The following is a 14,983-nucleotide window of genomic DNA, read 5'->3' as shown; positions in this document are numbered from 1 at the left end:
TTCACCGCAGAATGAACCACATCGCCCCGCTACCCACCACCGCCGCCGTCAGCGCGGTCGCGGCGTAGCGCCAGCCGCCGCCCAATTGCACCACCTCGATCTCGCGAAGCGGCGGGGCGGGGGGCTCGCCGCCGGGGGCCGGGTAGCGCGCCTCGATCCGGCGGATCAGGTCGGGCAGGTTGGCGAAGGTGCGCAGGTCGGTGATCAGGCGATCGGCGACATAGGCCTCCGGCCCCAGCTCGGTGCGGATCCACTCGCGCACGAAGGGGGCGGCGGTGTCCCACAGATTGATTTCGGGATCGAGGCTGGTCGCGACGCCCTCGACCATCACCATCGTCTTTTGCAGCAGCAGCAGGTGCGGCTGGGTGACCATGTCGAAATCACGGGTGATCGAGAACAGCCCGTCGAGCATCATGCCGATCGACATGTCCTTTACCGGCAACCCGCGCATCGGCTCGCCCACCGCCCGCAGCGCAGTCGCGAATTCGGCGACGTTATGGTGGGCGGGGACATAGCCCGCCTCGAAATGGATCTCGGCGACGCGGCGATAATTGCCGGTGATGAGGCCATAGAGGATTTCCGCCAGCCACACGCGCGCGCGCCGGTCGATCCGACCCATGATGCCGAAGTCGATCGCGGCGATCCGCCCCCGGCCGTTGGCGCCGGGCAGGGCGAACAGATTGCCCTGGTGCATGTCGGCATGGAAGAAGCCGTCGGCGATCGCCTGGCGCAGGAAAGCGTGGACGAGCGTGCGCGCGAGGTGGGGAAGGTCGTATCCTGCGGTGACCAGCGCCTGGCGGTTCGACAGCTTGATCCCGTCGATCCACTCGATCGTCAGCACCTTCGACGTCGACCGCTGCCAATCGATCGCGGGGACGGCGAAGTCGGGCTCGGCGGTCATCGCCTCGGCCAGTTCGGACGCGGAGGCGGCCTCGCGCTGGAAGTTCAGCTCGCGCTGGGTCCAGCGCTTGAAGGTCTCGATCGTGAGGCGCGGGCGCAGGCGGCGCGCCTCGACGCTCATCGCCTCGAGTTGTGCGGCGGCCCATTGATAGGTGTCGATCGCGCGGGTGAAGTCCTCCTCGACGCCGGGGCGCAGGACCTTGATCGCGACCTGGCGGCCATCGGTCGTCACGGCGCGATGGACCTGCGCGATCGAGGCGGCGCCGACCGGATCTTCCTCGATGCTGGCAAAGAACTGAGTGACGGGCCGGCCATAGCTCGCCTCGATCGCGGCGCAGATCGTCGCGAACGGCACGGCGGGCAGGCGATCCTGCAGCCGCAGCAGGTCGTGCGCGGCAGCGTCGCCGACCAGGTCGGGACGGGTCGCCAACGTCTGGCCGAGCTTGATCGCGGCGGGCCCGATCGCCTGGAACGCATCGGCGAAGCGCGGCGTCGTCGGCGCGCCGGTGCCGATCCGCAGCAGCCGGGCAAAGCGACGGATGCGCTTGGGCGCATTGGGGTCGTTCTCGATCGGCCGCAGCGCCCCATGCCGGGCGAGCGTGCGACCCCATTTGAACAGGCGCCAGCTATGGACGAGGGGTGAGGTCAATGGCTCCGCTTCCGGAAGCGGGAGGGGAGCGGTTGCGCTTCGCTCAAATCTTCCACCCCGAATGGATCGCCACCAGGCCGCCGAGCATCGGTTCGACGCGGGTCTGCACGAAGCCGGCGTCGCGGATCATGGCTTCGAAGGTCGGCATGTCGGGAAAGCGGCGGATCGATTCGATCAGGTAGCGATAGCTGTCGGCGTCCTGCGCGAGCAGTTGCCCCAGCTTGGGCACCAGCCGGTGCGAATAGGCGTCGTAGACTTCCTTGAACCCCGGCCATAGCGTCGTCGAGAATTCGAGGCAGAAGAACCGCCCGCCGCGGCGCAGGACGCGATGCGCCTCGCGCAACGCCTGGGGGATGTCGGTAACGTTCCGAATGCCGAAGGCGATCGTGTAGGCATCGAAATAGCGATCGGGGAAGGTAAGCACCTCCGCATTCGCCTCGGTCCAGACGAGCCCGTCGATGCCGCGCTTGGCCGCGCGTTCCAGCCCGACCTCGAGCATCGCCGGATTGATGTCGGCAACCGTCACCGCGGCGCCATGCGCGGCAAGACGAAAGGCGATGTCGCCGGTGCCGCCCGCCATGTCGAGGATCTGTTCGCCCTCGCGCGGCTTCACCCGGCGCACGAAGCGATCCTTCCACAGCCGGTGCATGCCGCCCGACATCGCATCGTTCATGAGATCGTAGGAGCGCGCGACGCTGGTGAACACGCCGCCGACGCGCTCGGTCTTTTCCGCGGGGGCGACGTCTTCGTAGCCGAAGGAGACGGTATCGGTCACATCACATCCGTTCGTCCCGAGCGAAGTCGAGGGACCTGTTCGAGCACCCCGTTACCGTCCGGCGGTACCGGCCAGTGTGTCTCGACTTCGCTCGACACGAACGGGGGTTGGTTGCCGATCCTCTAGCCGCGCCTTGTGGCAGGGGCAAACGCAACCTAGCTGCAAATCATGCCTGAATTACCCGAGGTGGAAACCACCGTCCGCGGCCTGGCGCCGGTGCTTGACGGCGAGCGGCTGGTGACGGTCGAGCCGCGCCGCGCCGATCTGCGCAAGGCGATCCCGATCGACCTGCGCCAGCGGATGACGGGCGCGCGCGTGTCGGGGCTGGGGCGGCGGGCCAAATACGGGCTGGTCGACACCGATCGCGGCGACACGATGATCTTTCACCTCGGCATGTCGGGCCGGTGGCGGGTCGATCCCAGCGAGCCGCTGGCGCACGATCATCTGCTGATCGAGACGGCGGGCGGGCGCAGCGTCGTGCTTAACGACCCTCGGCGGTTCGGCTTTCTCGATCTGGTACCGACCGCCGACCTCGACGCCTATCCCCCGTTCGCGGCGATGGGGCCCGAGCCGCTGGGACCGAATTTTACCGGCGCCTATCTGGCGGGCGCGCTGGAGGGGCGGTCAGCGCCCATCAAGGCGATGCTGCTCGACCAGCGAATCGTCGCGGGTCTCGGCAACATCTATGTGTGCGAGGCGCTTCACCTGGCGCGGATCGCGCCGTCGCGTGCCGCCGGGCAGATCGCGAGGGCGCGGCTCGACCGGCTGGCCGATGCGGTGCGCGAGGTGCTGCTGGCGGCGATCGAGGCGGGGGGATCGAGCTTGCGCGACTATGCGCGACCCGACGGCGAGCTCGGCTACTTCTCAAAGCAGTTCCTGGTCTATGGCCGCGAGGGTGAGCCCTGCCATTGCGGGGGCGTCGTGAAGCGGCGGGTGGAGAATGGCCGCTCCACCTTCTGGTGCCCGCGTTGCCAGCGCGGTTGACGCCATTTCGGTTGACCAAAGGGCGGGAGGTCGCTAAGCGCGCCCCTTCGAGAGAGCGTCGGGGCTTCCCGGCGCCTCTTTTTCATTATTCATCGGATTTGAGGACCAGCAATGGCGAACACGCCGCAAGCCAAGAAGCGTATCCGTCGCAATCTGCGTCGCGCCGAAATCAACGGTGCGCGCGTCGGCCGTATCCGTACTTTCGTGAAGAAGGTCGAGGCGGCACTGGCGGCGGGCGACAAGGAAGCGGCGAGTGCGGCTCTGCTCCAGGCGCAGCCGGAGCTGGATCGTGGCGTTGCCAAAGGCGTGATGCATAAGAACACCGCCAGCCGGAAGTTCTCGCGTCTCACCAAGCGCGTGTCGTCGCTGGCCTGACGCTTCGTCGCTCCTGACGGGCGGCTGATCGATAGCCCGCCGGACCATTGGTTCGGCGGGCTTTTTCACGTCTGCATGCAGGGCGGGTGGAACGAAAAGTGAAGCCTAGGATTCGTCGCGATTCGCCGTTGCCGATCCACCGGAACGGGTCGAACCAGCTTGGAAAAATGATGTAATATCAATGGCTTATCATTTTTTCCGACGCGTTTCCGCGGCTAGAACCGAGTCAATCCCGTTTATTTCAGGGATGTGACCGGAGGCGGACTTGATCGACTCGGGTCAGGGTTCATAATCCCCTTCTACCGCGGCGGTGTTCATCCGTCCGGTCACTGACATCGGGGCGGATGTACCGACCGGCGATCGCCGGATGGGGGGACTATTCTGTCTGGCAATGGGCACCCGGCAGCGACGCCATGTCGCTTCCGGGAACGGGAGAGATTTGCGTGGCGGGATGGCAGGCAGTGACGGCAGGTGGCAGCGAGCAGGAACGGGCGTGGGCCCGGGTGCGCGCCAATCTGCGCGAATCGGCCGGCACCCGCTTGTTCGACCAATGGCTGAAGCCGATGGAGCTGGTGGCGGGTGACGAGGCCGATACGGTGCGCCTGGCGCTGCCGTCGGCCTTCATGACCAACTGGGTCCGCAACCATTATGCCGACCGGCTGGTGCTCGAATTCCGGGCGATCCTGCCGCAGGTGCGCAGCGTCACGATCGAGACGCGTGCGCCCGGCCCGCAGCCGACCGTCCTGGCGGCCGAGGCGCCGGTAGCCGCCGTGGCGGTGCCGGTGGCGACGGCTCCTGTGGCGGCGGCCGCCGAGCGGCCCGCGCTCGACCCGCGCTTCACCTTCGAGCGATTCGTCGTCGACGCGTCGAACCGGGTCGCGTTCAACGCCGCCAAGGCGCTCGCCGAGCCGGGAAGCCCGCGCTTCTCGCCGCTATTCCTCCATTCGGGCACAGGCCAGGGCAAGACCCATCTGATGCACGCGATCGGCCATGCGTGGCTGGCGCAGTTTCCCGAGTCGCGCGTGCTGTGCATGTCGGCCGAGCGCTTCATGTTCGAATTCGTCGCGGCGATGCGCGCCCGCGACACCTTCGCATTCAAGCAGCGGTTGCGCGGCGCCGACCTGCTGCTGATTGACGACCTTCAGTTCATCGCCGGCAAGGACGCGACGCAGGAAGAATTCTTCCACACCGTCAACGAGATCATGAGCGCGGGTAAGCGGCTGGTGATCTCCGCCGATCGATGCCCGCAGGCGCTCGACGGGGTCGAGGCGCGGATCGTCGGGCGGATGGCGATCGGCCTCGTCGCCGACATCAAGGCGCCCGACCTGACGCTGCGCCGCGCGATCCTGGAGAAGAAGCTGGCCGAGATGGACGGCGTGTCGGTGCCGGGCGAGGTGCTCGACCTGCTGGCGGCGCGGATCCACACCAACATCCGCGAGCTGGAGGGCGCGCTGAACCGCGTGGTCGCCTATGCGCAGCTGACCGGCGACGCGATCGATCTCGATTTCGCGACCGCAACGCTCGGTGACGTGCTGCGCGGCGGCCAGCGCCGGGTGACGATCGACGAAATCCAGAAGCTGGTGAGCAATCACTTTGACCTGAAGCCGCTCGACCTGATCTCGGCGCGCCGTGCGCGCGCGGTGGCGCGGCCGCGGCAGATCGCGATGTATCTCGCCAAGCGGCTGACGACCCGCTCGCTGCCCGAGATCGGCCGCAAGTTCGGCGGGCGCGATCATTCGACGGTGATCCATGCGGTGCGCAAGATCGAGGAGCTGCGCGACCAGGATCGCGACATCGACACCGCGGTGCGGACGTTGATGCGGGAGCTGGAGGCCTAGGGGCTTTCGACCCGAGCCGATCCTTCTCCCCTCCCTGCAAGGGAGGGGGCGGGGGTGGGTTGGTCCGGGCGTTACGTTGCCTGCGCCGATTGGGGCCGCCGTACCGTCTCGACGCCACCCACCCCCAATCCCTCGCTTGAAGGGAGGGGTGTGGAGCCGCGTTAGACCTGCAACCCCGTCGCGCGCTGGGCGGCCAACAGTGTCGGCGCCGCCAGCGCCCGGGCCTTGTCCGCGCCCTTTTCGAGCGCGCCCGACACGGCGTCGCGATCCTCCATCAGCACGGTCAGCCGCTCGCGGATCGGCGACAGCTTGGCGATGGCGAGGTCGGCGAGCGCCGGCTTGAACGCGCCGAAGCCCTGGCCGGCGAACTGGGCCAGCACCTGCGGCACGCTGGTGTCGTCGAGCGCGGCGAAGATGGTGACGAGGTTCTTCGCTTCGGGCCGCGCGTCGAGCAGCGCGGGGTCGTCGGGCAGCGGCTCGGGATCGGTCTTCGCCTTGCGGAATTTCTGCGCGATCGTCTCGTCCGAGTCGGCAAGATTGATGCGGCTCATCTCGGACGGATCGGACTTCGACATCTTCGCGGTGCCGTCGCGCAAGGACATGATCCGCGGCGCAGCGGGCGAGATGTAAGGCTCGGGCAGGGTGAACAGGTCGACGTCGAAGTCGAGGTTGAACTTGGTCGCGATGTCGCGCGCCAATTCCAGATGCTGCTTCTGGTCGTCGCCGACGGGGACGTGCGTGCCCTGATAGGCAAGGATGTCGGCGGCCTGGAGCACGGGATAGGTGAACAGCCCGACGCTCGCGCCCTCGCGGTTCTTGCCCGCCTTGTCCTTCCACTGGGTCATGCGATTGAGCCAGCCCATTCGGGCGGTGCCCTGGAGGATCCAGCTCAGTTCGGCATGCGCGGGCACGCGCGCCTGGTTGAACAGGATCGAGCGATCGGGATCGATGCCGGAGGCGATCAGGACGGCGGCCATCTCGATCGTCGTCGCGGCGCGCTCGGCCGCAGGGATCGCCACCGTCAGCGAGTGGAGGTCGGCGAGGAAGAACAGCGCCTCGTCGCCGTCGGCCAGGCCGTCCTGCATCGCCACCCAGTTCTTGATCGCACCCAGATAGTTGCCGAGGTGAAGATTGCCGGTGGTCTGGATGCCGGAGACGATGCGCATGGGATCAGGCTTTCGAGGGACGACGGACGAGGCGGCGGATGTCGGCGGGGGTCAGCGCCCCGGTCGCGAACACCGCGGCGGCGTAGACGAGGCCGCCGGTGGCGACCAGCACGAACATCGCGCCCCAGCGTTCGAGGCTGGAGCCGGTGGTGTAGGGCGCGAAGAGGTCGAGCAGCAGCCACATGACCCCGCCCATCGCCAGTGCGGCGACGAGCATCCGCGGCGCGCGGCGAGCGAGCTGGCGATCGGGGACGAACTGATCGCGCTTCCTGAGCGTACGGTACAGCAGCGCGACGTTGACGGTCGAGGCGAGCGCGGTGGCGAGTGGCGGCCCCATATGGCCGAGGGGCACGATCAGCGCGAGGTTCAGGCCCAGGTTCACCGCCATCGAGATGGTGGCGTAGCGGACCGGTGTCTTCGTGTCGGAGCGGGCGTAATAGCCGGGCGTCAGCACCTTCACGAGCACGTAGCTCGGCAGGCCGAGCGAGAAGGCGGCGAGCGCCTGCGCGGTGAAGGCGCTGTCGGTCGCGTCGAAGCGGCCGTGCTGGAACAGCGCGGCGATGATCGGCACGCCGCAGACGATCAGCGCGACCGTCGCAGGCAGCGTGAGCGCGAGCGCCAGCTCCATGCCGCGGTTCTGCGTCTCCATCGCCTCCTTCTCCTCGCCGCGGCCGAGCTGGCGCGAGATGGTGGGGAGGAGGACGGTGCCAAGCCCGATGCCGATCAGGCCGAGCGGCAGCTGGTTCAGCCGGTCGGCGAAATAGATGTAGCTGACCGACCCGTTCGGCAGCAGCGTCGCAGCGAGCGCGGTAGAGACGACGAGGTTGATCTGCACCGCGCCGGCGCCTGCGGCGGCGGGCCAGATCAGCGCCAGCAGCTTCTTCACGTCGGGGGTCAGCCGTGGCCGCTTCAGCCGCAGCGTCACGCCGGCTTTACGGCAGGCATACCACAGCCACAGCAGTTGAAGCGCGCCCGACACGGTGACCGCGATCGCCTGGTTGCGCGCGGTGAACAGCGGCTGGTGATCGTGGAAGACGACCAGCGCGACGATCAGCGTCAGGTTGAGGAGGATCGGCGCCGCCGCCGCGACCCAGAAGCGGTGCAGCGAATTGAGGATGCCGCCGAGCAGCGAGACGAGGCTGATGAACAGCAGATAGGGGAAGGTCAGCCGGCACAGCTCGACCATGAAGGCGAACTCGCTGGCGGACGCGCCCTTGTAGCCGAGCGTCAGCAGCCAGGTCACCGGCCAGGCCGCGACCTCGACCACCGCGATCATCGCGATCAGGATGGGGAGGAGGACCGACAGCGAGTCCTCGGCAAAGGCGATGCCGTCGGGCAGGCCGCCGCCGTCCTTCGCCGCGACCTTGCGGTTGAACATCGGGATGAACGCGGCGGAGAAGGCGCCTTCCGCGAACAGCGCGCGGAACATGTTGGGCAGCCGGAACGCGATCAGGAACGCGTCCGAGGCGAAACCCGCCCCGACGAACCGCGCGAACAGCGCGTCGCGGACCAGGCCGAGAACACGGCTGGCGAGGGTGAGTCCGCCGATCGAGCCGAGAGCACGGCCTAGCTGCATGGCGCGGGTCGCCTACCGCGTCCGCTCCGCCAGCTGCTCAGCATCGGCGGGGCGGACGTGGCAGCGTGGCGATCAGGCCTGGCCGACGTCGCCGAAGCCCTGCTCGCCCTGAGCGCCGGCCTGCTGCAGGTAGAGCTGGCCGAAGTCGATCGGCTCGAGCAGCAGCGGCGGGAAGCCGCCGTCGCGGACGCAGTCGGCGAGCACGCGGCGCGCGAACGGGAAGAGCAGGCGCGGCGCCTCGCCCAGCAGGAACGGCTGCAGATGCTCGGCCGGCACGTTGCGCAGGCCGAACAGGCCGGCATAGGTCAGGTCGACGATGAAGGCGGTGGTACCCGCGCTGTCGGCCTTGACGTCGATCTTCAGCGTGACCTCATGAACCTCGTCGGCGACCTGCTGGACGCCGATGTTGAACTGGACGTCGATCTGCGGCGCATTCGGGTTCTGATAGATTGCCGGCGCGTTGGGATTCTCGAACGAGAGATCCTTGACGTACTGCGAGATCAGGCCGACCGACGGACCGGTGTCGGCACCGTTCGCGAGCGGCTGATTGTCGATCGGCATGCCATTGTCCTGGTCGGCCATGGAAGAGATGTCCTTACGCTTGCGGGAGGGACCGAAAGCGGCACATGGCGCGTTCGGTCGATGATGGCGTCGCGCCTAGCAGCGGCACGACCGCTATTCAACGGCCGTGCGGTTTCAATCGTGGGGCAGTTCGCCTATATCGGGGTGAAGATCGGAGGCGACGTGTTCGTAGTAGTACTTCTCGCGATGGTGGCGGCCTTCCTGGCGCTCAGGCTCTATAGCGTGCTGGGCAAGCGGACCGGGCAGGAACAGCAGCCGTTGCCGCGCCGCGCCGACGAGTTGCCCGCGTCGATTCCGTCGCCGCGCACGGTCGATGTCGTTTCTGACATCCGCGTGCCGGAGAGCCGCAATATCGAGAGCGGCGCCGAGGCCGGCCTTCGCCAGATCGTGGCGGGTGAGCCGGGCTTCGACGTGCCGCGCTTTCTGGAAGGCGCGAAGGCGGCCTATCGGATGACGCTCGAGGCCTTCTGGCGCGGCGACGACGAGATGCTGAAGACGCTTGCGCTGCCCGACGTCCATGCCGCCTTCGCCGAGGCGATCGCGGCGCGGCGCGAGGCCGGAGAAACGCTCGACAACCGACTGGTGTCGATCGAGCGTGCGGTGATTTCCGACGCCCGGCTCGACGGCCGCGAGGCGCGGATCACGGTGCGCTTCGATGCCGATATCGCGGCGGTGACCCGCGATGCCGAGGGCAACGTCATCGCCGGTTCGCTGACCGACGCGGTCGAGACCCACGACGTCTGGACCTTCGCGCGGACGCTCAAGTCGGGCGATCCGAACTGGAAGCTCGCCGACACCGACGAGGCGTGATGCGTTTCAGGGGGGGGATGGCGCTCGCGGCGTCGGTCGCGCTGTCGGCGTGCGTCGGATCGGTCGAGCCGCCGGCGCGGCCCGGTCAGCCGGCCACCAGCTATCGACCGACGCGTTCGACGACGCCGCTGCCGCCGCCGACCGCGGCGCAGCAGGTCGTACCGAGCGGACGGGCATTCGACGGTCGAATCGTCGGTGCAACTCCGCTGGCGGCAGCGCCCGTCTTCGCCGCGCCGATCACCCCGACCAATGCTGCGCAGGCCGGGCTGCTGCCCGGACCGGGCCTGGACACGCTGCCGATCAGCGAGGCGGAGGCCGAAGCGGCGCGCGCCGCCTTCCTGAAGAGCTGCCCCGGGTTGCAGCGCCGCGTCGATGCGACCGGGCTGACGACCGGTGCCGACTGGCAGCCGGCCTGTGTCGCGGCGGCCAGCGTGCCGCGCGGCGGGGCGCGGGCGTTCCTCGCCAGCTATTTCGAGGCGGTCCAGGTCGGCGACGGCAAGGCGTTCGCGACCGGTTATTACGAGCCCGAGATCCTCGCCTCGCGCGAGCGGCGCTCCGGGTACGAAGTGCCGATCTACGCGCGGCCGAACGACCTGATCGACGTCGATCTGGGCCAATTCACCGCCGATCTGAGGGGCAAGAAGATCCGCGGCCGCGTCGATGGCAGCAACCTGATCCCCTATTACGACCGCGCGCAGATCGTCGCCGGCACGATCGCCGATCGAACCCCGGTGCTCGCCTGGGGCGCCGACGAGGCGGCGGTGTTCTTCCTGCAGATTCAGGGGTCGGGGCGACTGCGGCTGCCCGACGGGTCGATCATGCGCGTCGGCTATGACACGCAGAACGGGCGCGACTATACCGGTATCGGCAAGCTGATGAAGGATCGCGGGCTGCTTCAGCCCGGGCAGACGTCGATGCAGGGCATCGTCGCCTGGCTGCATGCGAACCCCGAGGCGGGGCGCGCGATCATGAACGAGAACAAGAGCTTCGTGTTCTTCCGCGAGCTTAATACGCCGCCCGTGGGCGCGATGGGCTATGTCGTGTCGGGCGGCGTCAGCGTCGCCGCCGATCCGAAGTTCGTGCCGCTGGGCGCCCCCATCTTCCTGTCGATGGACCGCCAGGATGCGAGTGGGCTGTGGGTGGCGCAGGATACCGGCGGCGCGATCCGCGGCGCCAACCGCGTCGACACCTTCTGGGGTGCGGGTCGCGTCGCTGAGACGACGGCGGGCGGCATGGCGGCGCGCGGCACGGCGTGGCTGCTGCTGCCTACGGGAACGCTGGCGAAGCTTCAGGCGCGTGCGGCAACTCAGCCCTGACGAGGCGAGCCTGTGGGCGCGGGTGATGGCCACGGTGAAGCCGCTCCGCGCGGCGCCGCACGCCACCCCCGCCAAACCCGTCGCCGGCCAGCCGCCGCGGTTCCAGCGCAAGGTGCCGACCCCGCCCGCCACGCCCGCCGCTGCGCCGGCCAAGGCGCCGGTGCGGCACGGGCCGGGGACGACGCTCGACGGCGGATGGGACAAACGGCTGTCGCGGGGCATGGTGATCCCCGACTGGTCGATCGACCTTCATGGCCACACCCTGGCATCGGCGCATGCGCTGCTTGACCACGGCTTGGCCCAGGCGATCGCACGCGGCGACCGGGTCGTGCTGCTGGTGACGGGCAAGCCGCCACGTCCCGAAAGCGAGCGACCGCATGCGCGCGGGGCGATCCGGGCGGCGATTGCGGACTGGCTGGGGTCGTCGCGCCACGCCGATGCGATCGCGGCGGTGAGGGGCGCGCATCCGCGGCATGGCGGGGCAGGGGCGCTGTATATCGTGCTTCGGCGGGGGCGGTAGCGTTACCTCAAGCCGTCATGCTGAACTTGGTTCAGCATCTCTCGCCGTCAGCGCCTGTGGCCCGAGATCCTGAAACGAGTTCAGGATGACGCTGGGTAGAGGTCAGGCGCTCCGCGCGATCACGTCCGCGTAGATATCGGTCAGCGCCTGTAGGTCCGCCACCGCCACCGCCTCGTCGACCTTGTGCATCGTCGCGTTGATCAGCCCGAACTCGATCGTCGGGCACAGCCGCGATAGGAAGCGCGCGTCGCTGGTGCCGCCGGTGGTCGACAGTTCGGGTGCGATGCCGGTGCGCGCAAGGATCGCGGCGGATAGCAGCGACGACAGCTCGCACGGTTCGGTGAGGAACGCCTCGCCCGAGATGCGTCCCGTCACCCTCGCGTCGGGCGCATGCTGATGGACCAGCGCCGTGATGCGTTCGATCAATGCCTGGCCGCGTTGCTCGTCGTTGAAGCGGATGCTGAGGCGAGCGGCGGCGCGGGCCGGGATGACGTTGGTGGCGGGATTGCCGACGTCGAGGTCGGTGATCTCGATGTTCGACGGCTGGAACCAGTCGTTGCCCCTGTCGAGCACCACCGCATCGATCGCGCCGAGTGCGGCAATCAGCTTTGGGATCGGATTATCGGCGAGGTGGGGGTAGGCGACATGGCCCTGCCGGCCCGGCACCTCGATCCAGATGTTGACCGAGCCGCGACGCCCGATCTTGATCGTGTCGCCCAGCGTCCGGGCCGATGTCGGCTCGCCGACCAGGCACCAGTCGGGCACGATCCCGCGCGCCGCCATCCGCTCGATCAGCGCGAGCGTGCCATAGGTTGCCGGCCCTTCCTCGTCGCCGGTGATGATGAGGGTGAGGGGCCCGCTCGTCCCCCGCGCCGTGGCGGCGACGAAGGCGGCGATGGCGCCCTTCATGTCGACCGCGCCGCGCCCATAGAGCAGGCCGTCGCGCACCTCGGCGCCCCACGGCGATCCCTGCCAGCCGTCGCCGGGTGGCACGACGTCGACATGGCCGGCGAAGGCGAGGTGGCGGCCGCTGCCGGGGCGCGTCGCCAGCAGGTTCTCGACCGGGCCGTCGGGCGCCTCGCCGACGACGAAGCGATCGACCGCGAAGCCGAGGGGGACCAGCGCCGCCTCGAGCACGTCGAACACGGCCCCGCGCGCCGGGGTGACGCTTTCCGCCGCGATCAGCGCTTGGGCGAGCGCGAGCGGGTCGGTCACCGCGCGGGCTGCTCGAACTGCTCGAGCACCCATTCCTCTTCCTGCGCGGCGGCGATCCAGTCCTGCATGAACGGGTGGTGGAGGACGGCGTCCATATAGCCGACCGCGAACCGCGCGACGGGCAGCTGGTACGTCACCATGCGGGTGATGACCGGCGCATACATGATGTCGGCCGCGCCGAACGCGCCGAACAGGAAGTCGCCGTCGCCGCCGAAGCGCGCACGCGCCTGCGCCCACAGCTCCATGATCCGGGTCAGCTCGGCGACGACGGGATCGCTGGGCCGCTTTGCCGCGAATACCTGACGGATGTTCATCGGATGCTCGCGGCGCAGGTTCTGGAAGCTGGAGTGCATCTCCGCCGCCATCGATCGCGCCATCGCCCGCGGTGCGTCGTCGGCGGGCCAGAAGCGGTCGCGGCCGACCTTGTCGGCGAGATAGTCGACGATCGCCAGGCTGTCCCACACCACGGTGTCGTCGCCGTCCCACAGGATCGGCACCTTGCCCGACGAGGGCGCGAATTCGTCGCCCTCGCGCCGCGCGTCCCAGTCGCCGTCGTAGAGCGGCACGACGACTTCCTCGAACGGCAGCCCCGACTGCTTGCACGCGAGCCAGCCGCGTAAGGACCAGGAGGAATAGGCCTTGTTGCCGATGATGAGCTTCATGCAGGTGGCCTATCGCCGCCGCATCTTCCGGGCAACCACGCCGTAGAGGAGGAGAAGCACGACAGCGGGAGCGGCGCACCCGACAATAACACAGCCGCCCGCTCAAATTTTTCTGTCTTGGCATCGCCAGCGCAGGCGCGGCACGGTCGCGCGATGCTGAAGACCCTTTTCGTCACGACGGTGCTATTGGCGTCTTCGACGCCTTCGGCGGCGCAGCTGCTGAATCTGAGCGGCACCGAACGCGTGCGCGCCGAGGCCGTCGCCGGCCAGGCACGCACCGGCTTCAACGGATCGGATCAGCTGCTGAACCTGCGGACCACGGTGCTCGCGGTGCTGAACCCGGGGCCGATCAAGTTTTCGGCCGAGCTGTGGGACAGCCGGGTCTACAACGCCAACCGGCGAACGCCGCTGACCACCGGCGAGGTCAACACCTTCGAACTCGTCCAGGCCTATGCGACGGTGGCCCTGGCAAAGGGAAGCAAGGGCGCCGCCTCGCTTCAGCTTGGCCGCTTCCTGATCAACCTCGGTTCCCGGCGGCTCGTCGCCGCCGACGATTATCGCAACACCACCAACGGTTACACGGGAGCGCGCCTCGATGTGAAGCGCGGGCCGTGGAATGCGACGGCGATCTACACGCTGCCGCAACAGCGTCGCCCGGACGATCTCGATTCGCTGCTCGCCAAGCGCGTCGCGCCCGATCTCGAGGGCTTCGACCTGGTGCTGTGGGGCGCGATCGCGTCGCGCGCCGCGACGCTGGGGCCCGTCGCGGTCGAAGGCTCGTTCTTCCACCTCGGCGAACGCGATCGGCCGGGCCGCCCCACGCGCGACCGCTCGCTCGATGCGGCGAGCGTCCGCCTGATCCGGGATCCTACGCCCGCGCGCTTCGATGGCGAGATCGAGGCCATTGCCGAGCGCGGAACGGTCTCAGCCAGCCTGGCGGCCACGGCGCCGCGCCAGTCGGTTCGCGCCTGGTTCCTCCACGCCGATGCGGGCTACACGTTCGCATCCCGCTGGCAACCGCGGCTGTCGGCGGAGTACGATCATGCGAGCGGCGATGCGCCGGGTGGTCGCTACGGCCGGTTCGACACGCTGTTCGGGATGCGCCGCGCGGACCTCGCACCCGCCGGGCTGTACAACGCGATTGCGCGGACGAATATCGTCAGCCCTGGCCTGCGGCTCGAGGCGGTCCCGGATCAGAAAACCGACCTGTTCGTCGCCTACAAGCCGATTTGGCTGGCGTCCCGCTTCGACGCCTTCGCGGCGACGGGCGTGCGCGATGCGACCGGCCGCTCCGGTTCGTTCGCCGGTCACCAGGTCGACGGGCGCATCCGTTACAAGCTGCGCAAGAGCCTGATGCTCGAGGCGGATGCCGTGCTCCTCGCCAAGGGGCGGTTCCTGCGCGAGGCGCCGAATGCGCCGCCCGGCCGATGGACCCGCTATCTGTCGTTCAACGCGCTGGCGAGCTTCTGATCCAAGTGCCTGGCAGGGGACAGTAACAGTAAGGAAGTTCGCTGGCCGAACGGCAAGCGCTTGATCGAGGAAGCTAGAGCGCCGCCGCCTCGACCACGGCCGCGCGCAGCTCGGTAGGGACCGGGCTGACCTAAGGCACCGTCTA

14 protein-coding genes are annotated in these 14,983 nt (G+C 68.6%); 7 read left to right on the top strand and 7 right to left on the bottom strand.

The features are described from left to right. Window position 1: 1 nt before the first annotated feature. A complete protein-coding gene (gene ubiB, locus GGQ80_RS15050; protein WP_183986298.1) occupies window positions 2–1,549 on the bottom strand; it encodes a 2-polyprenylphenol 6-hydroxylase in 1,548 nt (515 codons plus the stop codon). A gap of 43 nt (window positions 1,550–1,592) precedes the next feature. Beyond that, on the bottom strand, window positions 1,593–2,324 hold the full coding sequence (locus GGQ80_RS15045; protein ID WP_183986296.1) for a ubiquinone/menaquinone biosynthesis methyltransferase: 732 nt from the start codon (window positions 2,322–2,324) through the stop codon (window positions 1,593–1,595). 168 nt (window positions 2,325–2,492) lie between these two features. Between GGQ80_RS15045 and mutM the strand changes: the two genes are divergently transcribed. The 3 genes from mutM to dnaA all read left to right on the top strand — a co-directional run bounded on the left by mutM (window position 2,493) and on the right by dnaA (window position 5,521). Then, complete coding sequence (gene mutM / locus GGQ80_RS15040) at window positions 2,493–3,308, top strand: bifunctional DNA-formamidopyrimidine glycosylase/DNA-(apurinic or apyrimidinic site) lyase (protein WP_183986294.1); 816 nt, start codon at window positions 2,493–2,495, stop codon at window positions 3,306–3,308. Between the two features lie 111 nt (window positions 3,309–3,419). Beyond that, complete coding sequence (gene rpsT, locus GGQ80_RS15035) at window positions 3,420–3,683, top strand: 30S ribosomal protein S20 (RefSeq protein WP_183986292.1); 264 nt, start codon at window positions 3,420–3,422, stop codon at window positions 3,681–3,683. 443 nt (window positions 3,684–4,126) lie between these two features. Beyond that, on the top strand, window positions 4,127–5,521 hold the full coding sequence (dnaA, locus tag GGQ80_RS15030) for a chromosomal replication initiator protein DnaA (protein ID WP_343051068.1): 1,395 nt from the start codon (window positions 4,127–4,129) through the stop codon (window positions 5,519–5,521). A 161-nt stretch (window positions 5,522–5,682) separates the two neighbouring features. Here dnaA and trpS read toward each other — a convergent pair whose 3' ends face one another. The 3 genes from trpS to secB all read right to left on the bottom strand — a co-directional run bounded on the left by trpS (window position 5,683) and on the right by secB (window position 8,845). Then, the gene (gene trpS, locus GGQ80_RS15025; RefSeq protein WP_183986288.1) at window positions 5,683–6,687 is read right to left on the bottom strand and encodes a tryptophan--tRNA ligase; all 1,005 of its coding nucleotides are present in this window, start codon (window positions 6,685–6,687) and stop codon (window positions 5,683–5,685) included. A gap of 4 nt (window positions 6,688–6,691) precedes the next feature. Continuing rightward, window positions 6,692–8,263, bottom strand: a complete 1,572-nt coding sequence (murJ, locus tag GGQ80_RS15020; RefSeq protein WP_183986286.1) for a murein biosynthesis integral membrane protein MurJ — start codon at window positions 8,261–8,263, stop codon at window positions 6,692–6,694. 72 nt (window positions 8,264–8,335) lie between these two features. After that, on the bottom strand, window positions 8,336–8,845 hold the full coding sequence (gene secB / locus GGQ80_RS15015; protein WP_183986284.1) for a protein-export chaperone SecB: 510 nt from the start codon (window positions 8,843–8,845) through the stop codon (window positions 8,336–8,338). Between the two features lie 162 nt (window positions 8,846–9,007). Here secB and GGQ80_RS15010 point away from each other — a divergent pair, with 162 nt between their 5' ends. From GGQ80_RS15010 to GGQ80_RS15000, 3 genes are read left to right on the top strand one after another with little or no spacing between them, the layout of a single operon-like run. Continuing rightward, window positions 9,008–9,655, top strand: a complete 648-nt coding sequence (locus GGQ80_RS15010) for a Tim44/TimA family putative adaptor protein (protein ID WP_183986417.1) — start codon at window positions 9,008–9,010, stop codon at window positions 9,653–9,655. Continuing rightward, window positions 9,655–10,971 carry a murein transglycosylase A gene (gene mltA / locus GGQ80_RS15005; protein WP_183986282.1) on the top strand — a complete coding sequence of 439 codons (1,317 nt, stop codon included), beginning with the start codon at window positions 9,655–9,657 and terminating at the stop codon, window positions 10,969–10,971. Before GGQ80_RS15010 ends, mltA begins: the two co-directional genes overlap by 1 nt. A 25-nt stretch (window positions 10,972–10,996) precedes the next feature. Next, window positions 10,997–11,491 carry a Smr/MutS family protein gene (locus tag GGQ80_RS15000; RefSeq protein WP_183986415.1) on the top strand — a complete coding sequence of 165 codons (495 nt, stop codon included), beginning with the start codon at window positions 10,997–10,999 and terminating at the stop codon, window positions 11,489–11,491. A 102-nt stretch (window positions 11,492–11,593) separates the two neighbouring features. Here the strand turns inward: GGQ80_RS15000 and dapE are convergent, their stop codons facing one another. Both dapE and GGQ80_RS14990 read right to left on the bottom strand, forming a co-directional pair. Further along, window positions 11,594–12,739 (bottom strand): succinyl-diaminopimelate desuccinylase, encoded by a 1,146-nt coding sequence (gene dapE, locus GGQ80_RS14995; RefSeq protein WP_183986280.1) that lies wholly within the window; start codon window positions 12,737–12,739, stop codon window positions 11,594–11,596. Beyond that, complete coding sequence (locus GGQ80_RS14990; RefSeq protein WP_183986278.1) at window positions 12,703–13,368, bottom strand: glutathione S-transferase family protein; 666 nt, start codon at window positions 13,366–13,368, stop codon at window positions 12,703–12,705. Before GGQ80_RS14990 ends, dapE begins: the two co-directional genes overlap by 37 nt. A 153-nt stretch (window positions 13,369–13,521) precedes the next feature. Here GGQ80_RS14990 and GGQ80_RS14985 point away from each other — a divergent pair, with 153 nt between their 5' ends. Next, complete coding sequence (locus GGQ80_RS14985; RefSeq protein ID WP_183986275.1) at window positions 13,522–14,838, top strand: alginate export family protein; 1,317 nt, start codon at window positions 13,522–13,524, stop codon at window positions 14,836–14,838. Window positions 14,839–14,983: the final 145 nt, after the last annotated feature.

Origin of the sequence: Sphingomonas jinjuensis, from assembly GCF_014197105.1 — a bacterium.
GTDB lineage: Bacteria > Pseudomonadota > Alphaproteobacteria > Sphingomonadales > Sphingomonadaceae > Sphingomonas > Sphingomonas jinjuensis.
Note: the sequence above shows the minus strand (reverse complement) of the source record. Positions and strands in the feature narration are given on the sequence as shown.